Annotated in this window: 14 protein-coding genes and 1 pseudogene; 4 read left to right on the top strand and 11 right to left on the bottom strand. The window is 62.8% G+C overall.

The genetic code is table 11. The annotated features are described in order from the left end of the window. Window positions 1-77: 77 nt before the first annotated feature. The 3 genes and pseudogenes from gluQRS to WJU18_RS08935 all read right to left on the bottom strand — a co-directional run bounded on the left by gluQRS (window position 78) and on the right by WJU18_RS08935 (window position 3,068). Window positions 78-985 (bottom strand): annotated as a pseudogene (gene gluQRS, locus WJU18_RS08925) (tRNA glutamyl-Q(34) synthetase GluQRS). 51 nt (window positions 986-1,036) lie between these two features. Then, the gene (locus tag WJU18_RS08930; RefSeq protein WP_423459736.1) at window positions 1,037-2,113 is read right to left on the bottom strand and encodes an NAD(P)/FAD-dependent oxidoreductase; all 1,077 of its coding nucleotides are present in this window, start codon (window positions 2,111-2,113) and stop codon (window positions 1,037-1,039) included. 19 nt (window positions 2,114-2,132) lie between these two features. Next, complete coding sequence (locus WJU18_RS08935) at window positions 2,133-3,068, bottom strand: LysR family transcriptional regulator (protein WP_423459737.1); 936 nt, start codon at window positions 3,066-3,068, stop codon at window positions 2,133-2,135. 105 nt (window positions 3,069-3,173) lie between these two features. Here WJU18_RS08935 and WJU18_RS08940 point away from each other — a divergent pair, with 105 nt between their 5' ends. Both WJU18_RS08940 and WJU18_RS08945 read left to right on the top strand, forming a co-directional pair. After that, on the top strand, window positions 3,174-3,875 hold the full coding sequence (locus WJU18_RS08940; protein ID WP_423459738.1) for a pirin family protein: 702 nt from the start codon (window positions 3,174-3,176) through the stop codon (window positions 3,873-3,875). A gap of 111 nt (window positions 3,876-3,986) precedes the next feature. Then, entirely contained in the window at window positions 3,987-4,385 is a 399-nt protein-coding gene (locus WJU18_RS08945; protein WP_423459739.1) for a DoxX family protein, read from the top strand. Window positions 4,386-4,496: 111 nt separating this feature from the next. Here WJU18_RS08945 and WJU18_RS08950 read toward each other — a convergent pair whose 3' ends face one another. Then, complete coding sequence (locus WJU18_RS08950; RefSeq protein WP_423459740.1) at window positions 4,497-5,273, bottom strand: MHYT domain-containing protein; 777 nt, start codon at window positions 5,271-5,273, stop codon at window positions 4,497-4,499. A gap of 469 nt (window positions 5,274-5,742) precedes the next feature. Here WJU18_RS08950 and dnaE point away from each other — a divergent pair, with 469 nt between their 5' ends. Both dnaE and WJU18_RS08960 read left to right on the top strand, forming a co-directional pair. Continuing rightward, a complete protein-coding gene (dnaE, locus tag WJU18_RS08955; RefSeq protein WP_423459741.1) occupies window positions 5,743-9,249 on the top strand; it encodes a DNA polymerase III subunit alpha in 3,507 nt (1,168 codons plus the stop codon). A gap of 143 nt (window positions 9,250-9,392) precedes the next feature. Beyond that, complete coding sequence (locus tag WJU18_RS08960; RefSeq protein ID WP_423459742.1) at window positions 9,393-9,809, top strand: FKBP-type peptidyl-prolyl cis-trans isomerase; 417 nt, start codon at window positions 9,393-9,395, stop codon at window positions 9,807-9,809. A gap of 61 nt (window positions 9,810-9,870) precedes the next feature. Here the strand turns inward: WJU18_RS08960 and tolA are convergent, their stop codons facing one another. Genes tolA through ribH form a run of 7 tightly spaced genes read right to left on the bottom strand, consistent with a single transcriptional unit; the run spans window position 9,871 to window position 14,706 of the window. Further along, window positions 9,871-10,908, bottom strand: a complete 1,038-nt coding sequence (gene tolA / locus WJU18_RS08965) for a cell envelope integrity protein TolA (protein WP_423459743.1) — start codon at window positions 10,906-10,908, stop codon at window positions 9,871-9,873. A gap of 59 nt (window positions 10,909-10,967) precedes the next feature. Further along, window positions 10,968-11,378: an ExbD/TolR family protein gene (locus tag WJU18_RS08970; protein WP_423459744.1), complete on the bottom strand. Its 411-nt coding sequence runs from the start codon at window positions 11,376-11,378 to the stop codon at window positions 10,968-10,970. 4 nt (window positions 11,379-11,382) lie between these two features. After that, complete coding sequence (tolQ, locus tag WJU18_RS08975; RefSeq protein WP_423459745.1) at window positions 11,383-12,087, bottom strand: protein TolQ; 705 nt, start codon at window positions 12,085-12,087, stop codon at window positions 11,383-11,385. Beyond that, entirely contained in the window at window positions 12,084-12,485 is a 402-nt protein-coding gene (ybgC, locus tag WJU18_RS08980) for a tol-pal system-associated acyl-CoA thioesterase (RefSeq protein WP_423459746.1), read from the bottom strand. Before ybgC ends, tolQ begins: the two co-directional genes overlap by 4 nt. A gap of 6 nt (window positions 12,486-12,491) precedes the next feature. Then, window positions 12,492-13,721, bottom strand: coding sequence for a pyridoxal phosphate-dependent aminotransferase (locus tag WJU18_RS08985; RefSeq protein WP_423459747.1), 1,230 nt, complete (start codon window positions 13,719-13,721; stop codon window positions 12,492-12,494). Next, complete coding sequence (gene nusB, locus WJU18_RS08990) at window positions 13,718-14,245, bottom strand: transcription antitermination factor NusB (RefSeq protein ID WP_423459748.1); 528 nt, start codon at window positions 14,243-14,245, stop codon at window positions 13,718-13,720. The genes WJU18_RS08985 and nusB overlap by 4 nt, the downstream gene beginning before the upstream one ends. Beyond that, window positions 14,242-14,706 carry a 6,7-dimethyl-8-ribityllumazine synthase gene (gene ribH, locus WJU18_RS08995; RefSeq protein ID WP_423459749.1) on the bottom strand — a complete coding sequence of 155 codons (465 nt, stop codon included), beginning with the start codon at window positions 14,704-14,706 and terminating at the stop codon, window positions 14,242-14,244. Before ribH ends, nusB begins: the two co-directional genes overlap by 4 nt. Between the last annotated feature and the right edge of the window lie 53 nt (window positions 14,707-14,759).

Here is a 14,759-nt window from a genome sequence, read left to right on the forward strand (position 1 = left end):
GGCAGGCTCAGGACAGGCTTCGACAAGCTCAGCGTGAACGGGTTCAAGTTAGCTAATGCCGGCTCAAGAGGCTGGAGTCAGCTGTATTTTTCAGCCCATTCACCGGTCCAGCCGGACAGGGCTGCGGATAAGGTGCTGGCGCCCGAGGGCGTGAGCATCAAATGCCGCGCGGCCTGCGCTACGGTGTGCAGCGGATCGCCGAGGTCAAGCGCCTGGGCACCGTTCTGCTTGCTGAGCTTTTCGCCATCGCCGGCCATGACGAGAGGCGTGTGCAGGTAGAGGGGCGTGGGAAGATGGAGCGCCTGCTGCAACAGGATCTGCCTTGGCGTGTTGTCTGCCAGATCCTGCCCGCGCACCACGTGGGTAACGCCCTGAGCCGCGTCGTCAATGACCACGGCCAGCTGATAAGCCCACAGGCCGTCAGCCCGCTTGAGGACGAAATCCCCCACCGCCGATTCAACGTTCTGCTGCTGGGAGCCCAGGCGCCGGTCCTGCCAATGAATGAGACCGTCCTGCAAGGAGCTTCCAGCGGCACGGACGGTGTGCAGGCGCCAGGCCCGCGCTGATTTCTCGTGCAGGGCATGCGGAGGGGGCGTTCAGGCCGGCAGGTGCCTGGGTAAGGCAATTCACTGCCACGCACGCGCACTACGCCGCGAGCGGCCTGCGCTGCCTCGATCTCCTTGCGTGAGCAGGTGCAGGGGTAGGCCAGCTCCTCGGCCACGAGTTGATCGAGTGCTTGCTGGTACAGCGCCCCCCGCCGGGATTGCCAGAGCGGCGTTTCATCTGGCTGGAGACCGCAAGCGGCCAACTGGCTCAAAATGAGCTCGCCCGCTCCTGGCATGCACCGGGGCGTATCTACGTCCTCGATGCGCACCAGCCAGCGCCCGCCATGCGCGCGTGCATCCAGCCAGCTTGCCAGTGCAGCTACCAGCGAGCCTGCATGCAAGGGGCCCGTGGGCGAGGGGGCAAAACGGCCGATGTACATGAAAAAGGGCTGCGCGGGAGAATCACTCCCGCAAGCGCACAGTATTTCCGGTCAGGCGAGATGAAGCGCCAACTCCAGCCCCGACACAAAAGCGTCTTCCACCCGGTGGCCCAGGCACCAGTCGCCGGCCACACCCAGGCGAAGGTCGGCATCCCAGGCGAAAGCACGGCCGAGAGGCTGGAGCGTCTTGGCTTCATGCCACAGCACGGCCTTCGTCCAGGCCGGCGTGGCGCGGATGCCGGTGATTTCCGCAAAGGCTTTCAGCAGCTTGGCCGCGGCACGTGATTCATCATCTCCTTCATGCTCGCGTGACCAGCCCGGGCTGGCCTGCACCGTCCAACGTTCGATGGATTCGCGCCCTGGCTTGGATGATTCGCGGGCCAGCCACGCCACGCGGTGGTGGGTGCTGCGTGCGGCGTTCCACTGCGGGCCCAGGGTTTGCAAGCCGGGCTGGGTGGCATTCGGGAAGGCGATCATCAATGTCCAGCAGGGCGCTATCTCCACCGGCCCAGTGCTCTCGGCCAAGGTTGCCGCCTGCTTCGAACCGGCCAGCAGAAGCCGGAGCTCCGACACGGGCAGCGCCAGCAGCACAGTATCGAAGCCGCCAAATACCCGCTGACCGCCTTCGCTGTCTTCGGTGTGCAACTGCCAGCGCGTGGCGTCGAGCGCGTCGCGCTGCAACTGCGTCACGCGGGTATTGGTCAGCAACTGCTTCTGAGCCAGCAGCGGGGCCGCCCAACGCATTGGCAATTCGGCCATGGCCGGGGTGGCCACCCAATGCGCCTCGCCGCCTGGCAGGGATGCCTCCACCACACGGCCTTCGGCGTCGAGCACGCGCACGGCATTGGCGCTCCAGCGCCGGGTGAGGCTTGGAGCGGTGGCTTCCAGCACCTTGGCAAAGCGTTCATCGCGCACAGTGAAGTACTGTGCCCCCATATCGAAACCGCCAAAGGGTGATTCATAGGTTGCCACGCGGCCGCCGGGCGCGCTGGCGGCCTCGAACACGGTGACTTGCTGGCCAGCCTGTGCCAGTGTGCGAGCGCACGCCAAGCCGGCGATGCCGGCGCCGATGACGGCCGTGTGGCGCGGTTCTGATGGGGGGCGGTTGGTCACGTGTGATGCTTTCATTGATCGGATGGGATCCACTCTACACGCCGCGGTGCCGTTCCAGCAACGCATGGCGTGTGATAGGGCGTTCAAGTTGCTCCAGCCACCACGCCAAGGCCTTGCCGGGCGGTCCGCTGGCGCGCCATGCATAGGATAGGCTGACCTCGCGCGTGCTGCGCTCCACCTGACGGGCCACTAGGCGCCCGGTCTCCAGATAGGGGCGCGCCATCGGTTCCGAAAGAAAGCCCGCGCCCAAGCCACGCAACTGGGCATCGAGCTTGGCGGCGATGCTGCCCACCACGAAACTGTCCTGCCCTTCGAGAAGGCCGAAAGACTGGGTCACACCGCTTTGCGTGGAGTCGGCGACGACCACGGCCCGGTGCTTTTGCAGCTCTGCATCGCTGATGGGCTCGGGCATGCTGGCCAGAGGATGATGTGGTGCTACGGCGTAGACAAAACGCACCACGCCCATGGGTTGGGCCTTGAGGTCAGCTGCGCTCGACGGACCCAGTATGGCGCCCAGTGCCAGATCGGCGCGCCCTGAAGCCAGCGCGCCGATGGTGCCGCTGAGGATCTCGTCGCGCATGCGCAAGCGCGTTGGTGGGTTCAAGTCGAAAAAATCGCAGACCAGCTCCATCAGGGCCGGATGGGAGATCAGCCCATCCACGGCGATGGTCAACTGGGGCTCCCAGCCCGTGGCCATGCGCTTGACGCGATTCACCACCGCATCGACCTCGCCGCGCAGCCGCTCACCCTGCCGCATCAGCTCAGCGCCGGCGGCCGTGGGAATCGCCTGCCGCGAAGAGCGATCGAACAGCAACACATCCAGCGCATCTTCGATCTGGCGCACGCGGTAGGTGAGAGCGCTGGGGACCAACCCGAGCGCACGGGCCGCGCCGGCAAAACTGCCGGCCTGGGCAATGGCGTCCAGGATACGGAAGGCATCTGGCGTCAGGACATCGCTGGGGTTTTGCATGTTAAGCGTCGATTAATTCAAATTATTTGAATGATGCCATCAATGGCGTGCAGCCTCAAAAGCTCCGGAAATTCCTACATTCACTCTACTGAAGGAGAAAACACCATGCTTACTGTTCGTCAATCACAGGATCGCGGCTACGCCGACCACGGCTGGCTGAAATCTTTCCACAGCTTTTCGTTTGCCGGCTACTACGACCCGGACCACATGGGCTGGGGCAACCTGCGCGTGATCAATGAAGACCGCATCGCTCCCGGCACTGGGTTCGGCACGCACGGCCACCGGGACATGGAAATCATCAGCTATGTGCTGGAAGGCAATCTGGCGCACAAGGACAGCATCGGCAACGTCAAGGGCATTCCGCCCGGTGACGTCCAGCGCATGAGCGCCGGCACCGGTGTGATGCACAGCGAGTTCAATCACGCCGAAGGGCAGACCACGCACTTCCTGCAGATCTGGATTCTTCCCAACGTGACCGGCATCGAGCCCAGCTACGAGCAGATCACGGTGCCAGCCGGCGACAAGCGCGGCCAGCTCAAACTGGTGGCTGCCGCCAAGCCGGTGGACGGCGCCGTGAAGATCCATGCCGATGCGGCGATGTATGCCGGTTTGTTCGACGGTGCCGAGAGCGCCACGCTGGCGATCGATCCGTCGCGCAAGGCCTATGTGCACCTCGTGCGGGGCTCGCTGCATGTCAACGGCACCCCGCTCGCCGCGGGCGACGCGGCCTTGATCGAAAAAGAGAGCCAGATCGTGCTCGACAGCGGCAAGGAGGCCGAGGTTCTCGTCTTCGATCTGGAGGCGTGAGCCACCTCCCGTGTTCCCGGCGCGAGCCTTTGGGCCCTCCGGGAACACGTCACTTGATTATTTAGCCGAACTTTCTTATTCTTTTTCAACCACTTCCAAAGGAAATTGCCTGTGAACTCTCTCAACAACCTCCTGGCCCTGGTCGGCCGTGTCCTGCTGGCGTACCTGTTCATCCCTGCCGGTATCGGCAAATTGGGAGCCGGTTTTGCCGGCACGGTGGGCTACATCACTTCCAAGGGGCTGCCCATGCCCACGGTGGCTGCGGTGGTGGCGATCATTGTTGAGGTGGGTTGCGGCCTGCTGCTGCTGGTCGGTTTCAAGGCCCGCTGGGCAGCGCTGGCTCTGGCGCTGTTCACTCTGGTGGCCGGCTTTTTCTTTCACAACTACTGGACGCTGCCAGCTGATCAGCAAATGATGCAGCAGCTCATGTTCACCAAGAACGTGGCCATTGCTGGCGGCCTGCTGGCTTTCGTGGCGTTCGGTTCCGGAGCTTTCAGCATCAGGAAGTAATCCCAAGGGGACCTGCGCGCCCCACTTCTTCCGTGAATTGACATGTGCCCGACGCCCTCTCTGGAGGGCGTCGTCGCGTCGGCTACGGGGTTTCTGTCTGCGCCATGCCGGTCAAGTTGGGCGGTGCCCGGTGAAAGCCTTTTCCAGCCACTGCTCGTAGGCGATCACCAGGATCATGCCTACCGCAAAGATGCCGGTGAGGGCGGGCAGGTTCATGGCGCTGATGACGAGGAAACCATTCAGGGTGGCGAAGCGCTCGGTGGGGGGCGATGTGCAAACGAAGTCAGCGGCCGCCATGCCGGTGTAGTGCATCGCGCAGACCGCCACGCCCATCACCGCTGCCGCGACCATGCGCAAGCTCAGCGCACGGGTCCGGAAGGCCAGCCAGAGTGCCGCGCTGGCCGCTGCCATGGCAATCACCACCGAAAGTGCCACGATCTCCCAGGACCAGACGATGAAGCCGGGAAAGCGCATGCCGTACATGCCAAGATAGTGCATGACCGCTACGCCCAGGCCGAGCAGGATGCCCGCCGTCAGGATCCGGCGGGGGCTGCCTGGGTCTTTGGCCACATAAGCCAGGGCGGCGGCGGTCGCGCCGATGGCCGCGACGAGCGACACCACGGTTTCCACCATGGAGTAACCCGACGCCATGCCCAGTTTGAGGGCCAGCATCCCGGTAAAGTGCATGGACCAGACGCCAATGCCGCCGAGCGCAGTGCTGGCGGCCAGCAGGTTGAACAGGCTGATGCCATTGTTGCCGTAACGGATGCGGCGCGCGGCGGTCAACGCCACGAAGGACCCAACAGTCGCGAGGATGTAGGACAGCAGGACTAGGCTGACCTCGTAACTCGTGTTGAGAAGTTCACCTGCTTGCGCTGTTTCACTCATGCTGGACCTCCAAGTGGACGATGGGACAAGACACGAACCTGCTGAACTGGGCGCTTACAGTAAGTTACTCCAAAATCAGCAAGCGTGGTTAATTTATTTTTACATAGTATATTTTTTGTTTCATGCTTTGTGTAGCCATAAAGATGTATCGAATGCGCAACGGATTGCGATATATCTATTTTTATAAGTATTAAAGCTTATTGGCAACGTAAGTTCGTCAATATTTGCCGATCAATTCTCACAAGCGGGGTTTTCGGTCATGGGTGGCACCAATCGTTCTGGTGGCCTCATCATGGCTTCCTGCTCATTCCTTACATGCATGCCGTGGCCGCACTGATGGCTGCAATGAGGGACACTAGAGTTTTCAACGTGGGGTGGCTTGAGCCATTCCCAGTTCGAGGGTCCGCATGCCGGTAAAGTGCATGGTCCGAAGGGGCGGTCCTCACTGTCTGTCGTACTGAAGTTTTCAATGTTCGTTCATCTGCGTTTGCACACCGAGTTTTCGGTCATCGACGGCACCAATCGTGTCGATGACATCGTCAAGGCCGCCGCCGCCGATGGCCAGCCGGCGCTGGCCATTACCGACCTCGGCAACCTTTTTGGCGCCATCAAGTTCTACAAAACCGCGCGTTCGGCCGGCGTCAAGCCGGTCATCGGTGCGGAGGTGCTGCTGGAAGGGTCCGATGACGACAAGGGCACGCCTTCCCGCCTGCTGGTGCTGGTGCAAAACCATCAGGGCTATCTGAACCTGTCGGAGCTGCTGGCGCGCGCCTGGACCCAAGGCATGGTCAAGTCGCAGGCCGTGGTCACCTGGGACTGGCTGCGTGAGCTTGCCGATGGGCTTCTGGCGCTTTCTGGCGCGCAGGCGGGGCCTGTCGGGCAGGCCTTGGTGCGGGGCGACGCCGCGCGGGCCAGCGAGTTGGCGCTACGGTTGGCGGAGATTTTTCCGCACCGCTTCTATCTGGAACTGCAGCGCGCCGGCCGGCCCGATGACGAGCCCCACGTGGCGGCTGCCGTGCAATTGGCGGCACGTCTGCGCCTGCCCGTGGTGGCCACGCATCCCATCCAGTTTCAGCAGCGGGACGACTACGAATCGCACGAGGCCCGTGTCTGCATTGCCGAGGGAGAAATCCTCGGCAATCCGCGCCGCGTGCGCCGTTTCACGGAAGAGCAGTATTTCAAATCCCAGAAGGAGATGAGCGAGCTCTTCGCCGACGTGCCTTCGGCATTGGCGAACACGTTGGAGATCGCGCGCCGCTGCAGCCTCACGTTGACCCTCGGCAAGCCCCAACTGCCCGACTTTCCCACGCCAGGAGGCATGCCGATCGGCGAGTACTTCCGAATCGCCTCCCAAGAAGGCCTGGAAGAGCGTATGGCACACCTCTACCCGGACGAAGCCGAGCGGGCCGAACAGATGCCGCGCTACCAGGAGCGGCTGGAGTTCGAAATCGGCACCATCCTGAAGATGGGTTTCCCGGGGTACTTCCTGATCGTGGGTGACTTCATCAACTGGGCCAAGCAGAACGGCTGCCCGGTGGGGCCGGGCCGGGGTTCTGGTGCAGGCTCGCTGGTGGCCTATGCGCTCAAGATCACTGATCTCGATCCGCTCCGCTACAAGCTTCTCTTCGAGCGGTTCTTGAACCCGGAACGGGTCAGCATGCCCGACTTCGATATCGATTTCTGCCAGGCCAACCGTGACCGCGTGATCGATTACGTGAAGGACAAATACGGCAAGAACGCCGTGAGCCAGATCGCCACCTTCGGCACCATGGCGGCGCGCGCGGCCATTCGCGACGTGGGCCGCGTGCTCGATATGAGCTACATGTTCTGCGACGGCATCAGCAAGCTGATTCCCAACAAGCCGGGCCAGCACATCACCATCGCCGGCGCGCTGGAAGTCGAGCCGATTCTGGCCGAGCGTCTGGCGAAGGAAGATGAAGTCAAGACCCTGCTGGATCTGGCGCAGAAGCTGGAAGGCATGACGCGCAACATCGGCATGCACGCGGGGGTGCTGATCGCCCCGGGCAAACTCACCGATTTCTGCCCGCTCTACCAGCAGCCGGGCAGCGAATCAGCGGTGAGCCAGTACGACAAGGACGACGTGGAAGCCGTCGGACTGGTGAAGTTCGACTTCTTGGGCCTGGCCACGCTGACGATCCTGGAGATCGCCAAGGAACTGATCGTCCGCCGCCATCCGGGTCAGAAGGATTTTGCCTTCGAGAACATCCCGCTTGACGATGCCAAGACCTACAAGCTCTTCCAGGACGGGCGCACCGAAGCCGTGTTCCAGTTTGAAAGCCGCGGCATGCAGGGCATGTTGCGCGATGCGCGGCCCACGCGGCTGGAGGACCTGATCGCGCTCAACGCGCTCTACCGCCCCGGCCCGATGGATCTGATCCCCAGCTTCGTGGCCCGCAAGCATGGCCGCGAGCCGGTGGAGTACCCGCACCCGATGGTGGCCGAGATGCTGAGCGAGACCTACGGCATCATGGTCTACCAGGAGCAGGTGATGCAGACCGCGCAGATCCTGGGCGGCTACAGCCTGGGTGGCGCCGACTTGCTGCGCCGCGCCATGGGCAAGAAAAAAGCCGAGGAGATGGCCGAGCACCGCCAGATCTTCCGCGCGGGTGCCGCCAAGAACGGCATCGAAGAGGCCAAGGCCGACGAAATCTTCGACTTGATGGAGAAGTTTGCCGGCTACGGTTTCAACAAGTCGCACGCGGCTGCGTATTCACTGCTGGCATACCACACGGCTTGGCTCAAGGCGCATTTCACGGCCGAGTTCTATTGCGCCAACATGACCGTTGAAATGGACAACACCGACAAGCTCAAGGTGTTGTTCGAAGACGCGGTGCGTGGCGGCATGAGCTTTGATCCGCCCGATATCAATCGCGGCACGTACCGGTTCGAGCCTATCAGCGACAAATTGATCCGCTACGGCCTGGGGGCCGTCAAGGGTACGGGCGAGCAGGCCATCGAGGCGATCGTCGCCGCCCGCGAGGGGCGTGGCACGGGGCCCTCGGGCGATCAGTCGGGGCCGTTCAAGAGCCTGTTCGATTTCTGCAATCGTGTGGACCGTACACGCGTGAACAAGCGCACGGTGGAAGCGCTCATTCGGGCCGGTGCCTTCGATTCATTGCAAATGAACCGAGCAGCCCTGGCCGCGTCGCTCGATCTGGCTTTCGAGTATGGCGCCGCGTGCGCCGCGCATGCGAATCAGAGCGGCCTGTTCGACATGCTCGACGATGGCCACGGATCGGTGTCCCAGGAACCTGAACTCGCGCAAGTCACGCCTTGGGGCGTGAAGGAGCGGCTCTCGCTGGAGAAAACGGCCATCGGCTTCTACCTTTCGGGCCATCTCTTCGACGAAGTCGAGCGTGAGGTGCGGCAGTTTGCGCGCCGGCGCATCGACGACTTGACCGACAGCCGGGATCAGCAATTGCTGGCCGGCATCGTGGGCGATTTCCGCGTGATCAACGGCCAGCGCGGCAAGCTGGCGCTGTTCAAGCTCGACGACAAATCAGGCACCATCGACGCTCGCGCGGAGGAGTCGTTGATCAACCAGCACCGCAACCTGCTAAAGGACGACGAACTCATCATCGCCATGGGCAAGGTGCAGCCAGACCGCTTCTCTGGCGGCGTGCAGGTGACAATCACGCAGATATGGGATCTGCCGTCCGCGCGCTGCCGCTTCGGCAAGTTCCTGCGCGTGGCGGTCAATGGCCAGCCGCCGGACGTCAAGCGGTTGCTCACCGAGCATCCTCCGAAAGTGGAAGTGACCGAGCACGGCGAGCTGCCGCAAGGCCTACCCGTTCGCCTGGTGCTGGAGCGGCGGGCAGAAGGGCAAAGCGGCATCAAGGGCGTGATGGCCCAATTGCAATTAGGCGAGCAATCGCGCTTTTTCCCCAGCGATGCAGCACTGGCCTGTTGGATGGCCCAGGCTGACGAGGGGCGCGCGATGATCGTGTACGAATAACTGGGTCCCTGGGACCGCCGAGTTCCAGCTCGGCATGCCGCGCTTGGCTGCCCTGAGCCCCTCCAGAAAAACCCGCCTTTACCAAATTCTGCCCGGCCAATACGGGCGCAAAATATCGTTTTGACCTGAAAGTGAAAACTTCTATGAAAGCATTGACCGCCAGCGCCCTGTTCGTGGCTATCGCCTTGACCGCCGGCTTCGCCCAAGCGCAAAGCAAGCCTGTCACCACCAAGAGTGGCCTGGTGTACGAGAGCGTGAAGGACGGTACCGGCGCCAACCCCAAAGCCAGCGACGTCGTCAAGGTGCATTACAAAGGCACCTTCCCGGACAGCGGCAAGGAGTTCGACAGCTCCTACAAGCGCGGCGAGCCGATCGAATTTCCGCTGCAAGGGGTGATTCCCTGCTGGACCGAGGGTGTGCAGATGATGAAGGTCGGCGGCAAGGCCAAGCTGACCTGCCCGCCTGGCATTGCCTACGGTGCACGGGGCGCGGGCGGCGTGATTCCGCCCAATGCGACCTTGAACTTTGAAGTGGAACTGCTGGGCATCAGGGGGCAGTAAACCAGGCGGCTGAGGCCGCTCTCCCATGGAAACCAGGGCCGATCGAATCGGCCCTGTTTGCTTAGTCTCTCAGCTTGAACTGAATTTCCATCGGATTCCAGTACCGCCCGTTGTCCGAAGGCAGCTTCTCGGTGCGGTCCAGCGCGCGCAGCACCGCATCATCCCAGCTCTTGACGCCGCTGGATTTGATGATGCGCTTGCTGATGATGAGGCCAGTGGGGCCGGTGCGGACTTCTACCTCGGCCACAGGGTTGCCCGGCACGTTGTCAGAGAAGACGATGTTGGGGCGGACGGCGGCACGGATGCGGCCAGCGTAGCTGGAGGAGGGGCCTGCATCGCGCTCGTCGTTGCCACCGGCATTGCCCTTGCCGTTGCCTTTGGCAGAGGAGCCGCCGTCGCTGTCGGCGCTGCCAGCCAGTTTGGACAGGCGGGCTAGCTCGGCTTTGCGGCGGGCATCGGATTCCTTGGCCTCGCGTGCGGCGTCTGCCTTGGCTTTCGCCTTGGCCTCGGCGGCCTTGCGCTCAGCTGCTTCTTCTTTCTCGGCAGCCGCCTTTTCCGCTGCTTTCTTTTCGGCCGCTTTCTTCTCGGCAGCCTTTTTCTCAGCCTCTTTCTTCTCGGCGGCTTTCTTTTCAGCCGCTCTTTCCTCGGCCGCTTCCTTGGCCGCGAGTTCCTTGCGGCGCTTTTCTTCCGCGGCTTTCTTCTGCGCCAATTCCTTGCGCTCGAGCTCTTCCTCGCGGCGTTTTTCTTCACGCGCTTCGGCAGCCTTGCGGCGGGCTTCTTCCTCTTTCTTCTTTTTCTGCGCAAGGGCGATCTCGGCTTCGCGATCTTCGTCGACCGTCGGCTTGGGCGGAGGCGGTGCTTTGACGGCTGGCTCAGGCTCGGGGGCCGGCTGTGGCTTTGGGGGCGTGGGTGTACGTTCAGCCACTGGCTCCGGTGGCGGCTTCGGGGCAGCCCTGGAAGAGGCGCGCTGCACGGACGGCGACCAGAGCTCGGCCTCCACCGCATCTTCCTGCGCGTCTCGGCGCCAATGGACGCCCCACGTCAGGGCCAGGATCAGCAGCAGATGGGCTATCAGCGCCAGCACCATCGCACGCGTCATCCCCCCTGTGGGGGCGGGGCGAACTCGTTGCGTTCGGTGGTAACGGCGTTCATGGTGTGTTACTTCACAGCAAGGCCAACGCGCTGCACACCAGCTTCGCGCAATTGCTTCATCATGGTGATCACTTGCTGGTAGCGCAATTCGCTGTCAGCGGAGAGCATGACGGGCATTTCCGGATTGGCTTCCAGCGCTTCCTTGATGGCGGCAATGGCTTCCTTCTCGGAAGTTTTTTCCAGCTTGACCTCTCCGCCGAGCGAGAGGTTGCCATCGGCGTCGATCTGCACGTTGATGAGCTTGTCCGGTGCCTTCGATGATTTCCCTGCGCTCGGCACGTTGATGACCCCAGGCGTGATCAGCGGCGCCGTGACCATGAAGATGATCAGCAGCACCAGCATCACATCGATGAAGGGCACCATGTTGATTTCATTGATGGTGCGGCGTCCGCGGCCGCGCGAGCTGACGGCAGGCATGGTGTCAGTGTCCCGTGGCTGTGGCGCTGTGCGTATGCACGCCCAGGTTGCGCTGCAGGATGTTGGAGAACTCTTCGATGAAGGTTTCCTGCTTGTTGGCGATGCGGTCGATGTCGCGCGCGAAGCGGTTGTAAGCGATCACCGCGGGAATGGCGGCGAACAGGCCCAGCGCGGTGGCGACCAGTGCCTCGGCGATACCTGGGGCCACCGTCGACAAGGTGACCTGCTGCAAGCTGGCCAGGCCCGTGAAAGCATGCATGATGCCCCACACGGTGCCGAACAGGCCCACATAGGGGCTCACGGAACCTACCGAGGCGAGAAAAGAGAGATTGGTTTCCGCGGCATCCATCTCGCGCTGGAAACTGGCCCGCATGGCGCGGCGGGCGCCGTCGAGCAGGGTGCCTGGGTCCTGGATGCGGCGCTCGCGCAGCTTCTGGTATTCACGCATACCGCTGGCGAAGATGCGTTCCATCGGCCCGCAGCTCTTGGCGTTCTGGGCCGCTGCCGCGAACAGATCGTTCAGGCTCGTGCCGGACCAGAACTCCCGTTCGAAATCATCGTTGAGCTGCTTGGTTTGCTTGAGCGAGCGCAGCTTGCGGAAAATGGCCGCCCAACTGGCGATTGACACGGCCAGCAGCAGCAACATGACGAGTTGCACGACGAAACTCGCGTGCATCACGAGCTGGATGATGGAGAGGTCCTGGTTCATGCTTGTAGCTTTTCGATGATCACGGCCGGAATACGTGCGGGTTTGAGGGTTTGCGCGTCTACCCAGCCGATACGGATGCTGCCCCGGCAGAGCAGCACGCCGTTCGCCTTTTGGGTGGCTTGCTGTTCGATGACCAACGCCGCCCGGCCCGCTTCTTGGAGAGCCGCGGTGACAATAAGTTCATCGTCCAGCCGCGCCGGCTGATGGTATTTGACACTGGTCTCGCTGACAACGAACATGCCGCCCGCCTGTTCGCGCAGCAAATGCTGGCTCACGCCCAGCGCTCGCAGCCACTCCGTGCGGGCACGCTCGAAGAACTTGAGATAGTTGGCATAGAAAACGATGCCGCCAGCGTCGGTGTCTTCCCAGTAGATGCGAATGGGAAATGCGAAGGCCATGCAATTTCAGGCGAGCAGGGCACGCAGCCGCTCGATGGCGGCTTCGAGTTGCGCCATGGAGTTGGCGGTCGAAAACCGGATATAGCGCGCCGTGTCGGCGCGGCCGAAATCGCGCCCAGGCGTTACCGCCAGATGAGCACGTTTCATCAACTCGAAGGCGAATTCCCAGCTTCCGAGAGTTTGGCCGGCGGTCAGCATGTCGCTATTATATTCGGAGCGGCCGGCGAACAGTTTGTCACAGGCGGCGGAGCAATCGGCCCAGGCGTAAAAGGCGCCATCAGGTGTTACCGGCACCGGCAGCCCGAGCGCGCCGAGCTGGGGCACGAACCAATCCCGCCGTGCCTTGAATTCGGCCCGCCGGCTCTCGTAGATGGACAAGCTCTCGGGCTCGAAGCAGGCCAGCGCCGCATGCTGGGCGATGGTGCTCGGGCAGATGAAAAGGTGCTGCGCGATCTGCTCGACCACATCCACCAGAGCATCTGGCACCACCAGCCAGCCCAGGCGCCAGCCGGTCATGTTGAAATACTTGCTGAAGCTGTTGATGCTGATGATCTGGTCATCAAGCCCCAGGGCGCTGCGGCTGTAGGTATCTTCATAGCTGAGGCCGAGGTAGATCTCGTCGATCAGCGTAATGCCGCCGCGCTCCGCTACCGCCGCATGGATTTTGCGCAGTTCATCGGGGTGGATGGAGGTGCCGGTCGGGTTCGAAGGCGAGGCCAGCAGCACCCCGCGGGTATGGGCGTTCCAGGCCTGTTCCACCTTGTGCGCGCTGAGCTGAAAGCGCTTTTCGGCATTGGCTGGCAGCAGCACTGCGCGGCCTTCTGCGGCGCTGACGAACTGGCGGTTGCACGGATAGCTCGGATCGGGCATCAGCACCTCGTCGCCGACGTCCAGCAAGGCCAGGCACGCCAGCTGCAGCGCGGCCGAGGCTCCGGCCGTGACCACGATGCGCCGCGCCGGCACCTGCACGCCGAAGCGCTCGGCATACCAATGGCTGATGCGCTCGCGCAATGCGGGCAGGCCGGTGGCCTGGGTGTATTGCGTGCGGCCGTCCCGGATGGCTTTCTCGGCGGCTTCCTGAACCAGCGGCGGCGCGGTGAAATCCGGCTCTCCGATGTTGAGGTAGATCATGGGCCGGTCGGTGCCGGCTGCCTCGCGGGCGATGACGGCGGCCGACTTGGCCATTTCCATCACATAGAAAGGCTCTACGCGTTGCGCCCGGGCTGAGATCTTCATGAGGCTTTGTTTTTCAGGGCGGTCCGGTCAGCCTGCACCTCCGCGGGGCGCAGTTGAGGTGCGATGCCATTCAGCACGGCGTTGACGTATTTGTGTCCATCGGTGCCGCCAAAATCCTTGGCCAGCTCGATGCATTCGTTGAGCACCACGCGCCAGGGCACGTCGGGGCAGCGCAGGAATTCGTAGGCGCCAATCCACATGCAGCCATGCTCGATCGGGGAGATTTCGGTCAGCTTGCGATCCAGCAGGGGCACGATCAAGGCGTCCAGATCGTCCTTGAGCTCAATGCAGCCGTGCAGCAAGGCGTCATAGTGCACCGAGTCGGCCTTCGCAAAGCCTTGCAGCTCGCGTGTGAAGCCGTCGATGACCGCCACATCGCCGCCACCCACGAAGTGCTGGTAAAGCGCTTGCAGGGCGAATTCACGCGCGCGCGAACGCGCCGATTTGGTGGACGATCTGCGCGTGCCGGCGCTTTGGGCTGCGGCCGGTCTTTTGGCCCCGGTCTTGGGTGCTTCTCCACTCATGCCAAGCGCTCCAGCAGTTGTGCCATTTCCACGGCCACGCGCGCGGCGTCGCGCCCTTTGTCAACTTGGCGCGCCACGGCCTGCGCCATGTTCTCTGTCGTCAGGATCGCATTGGCGATCGGGATGCCGTGCTCCAGTCCCACCTTGGTAACGCCGGCCCCGGACTCGTTGGCAACGAGCTCGAAGTGATAGGTTTCCCCGCGGATGATGCAGCCCAAGGCGATCAGCGCATCAAACCGCTCGGAATCGGCCAAGACCTGCAGTGCCAGCGGTACTTCGAGGGCGCCGGGGACACTGACATGCTCGATGTTCTCGTTGGACACGCCCAGGGCGGCCAGTTCGTCCCTGCAGGCGTTGAGCAGCGCACCGGTGACATCTTCGTTGAAGCGGGCCTGCACGATGCCGACCCGCAACTGGCTGCCATCGAGTGCGGGCAAGGTGCCCTGGTTTGCGTTTTTCATAGAAGTATCTTGTTCTAGTTCACTGGCACAGCACTCTCAAGCGGTTAACCGCG

This window comes from Ottowia sp. VDI28 (genome assembly GCF_049532675.1).
Classification (GTDB): Bacteria; Pseudomonadota; Gammaproteobacteria; order Burkholderiales; family Burkholderiaceae_C; genus Ottowia.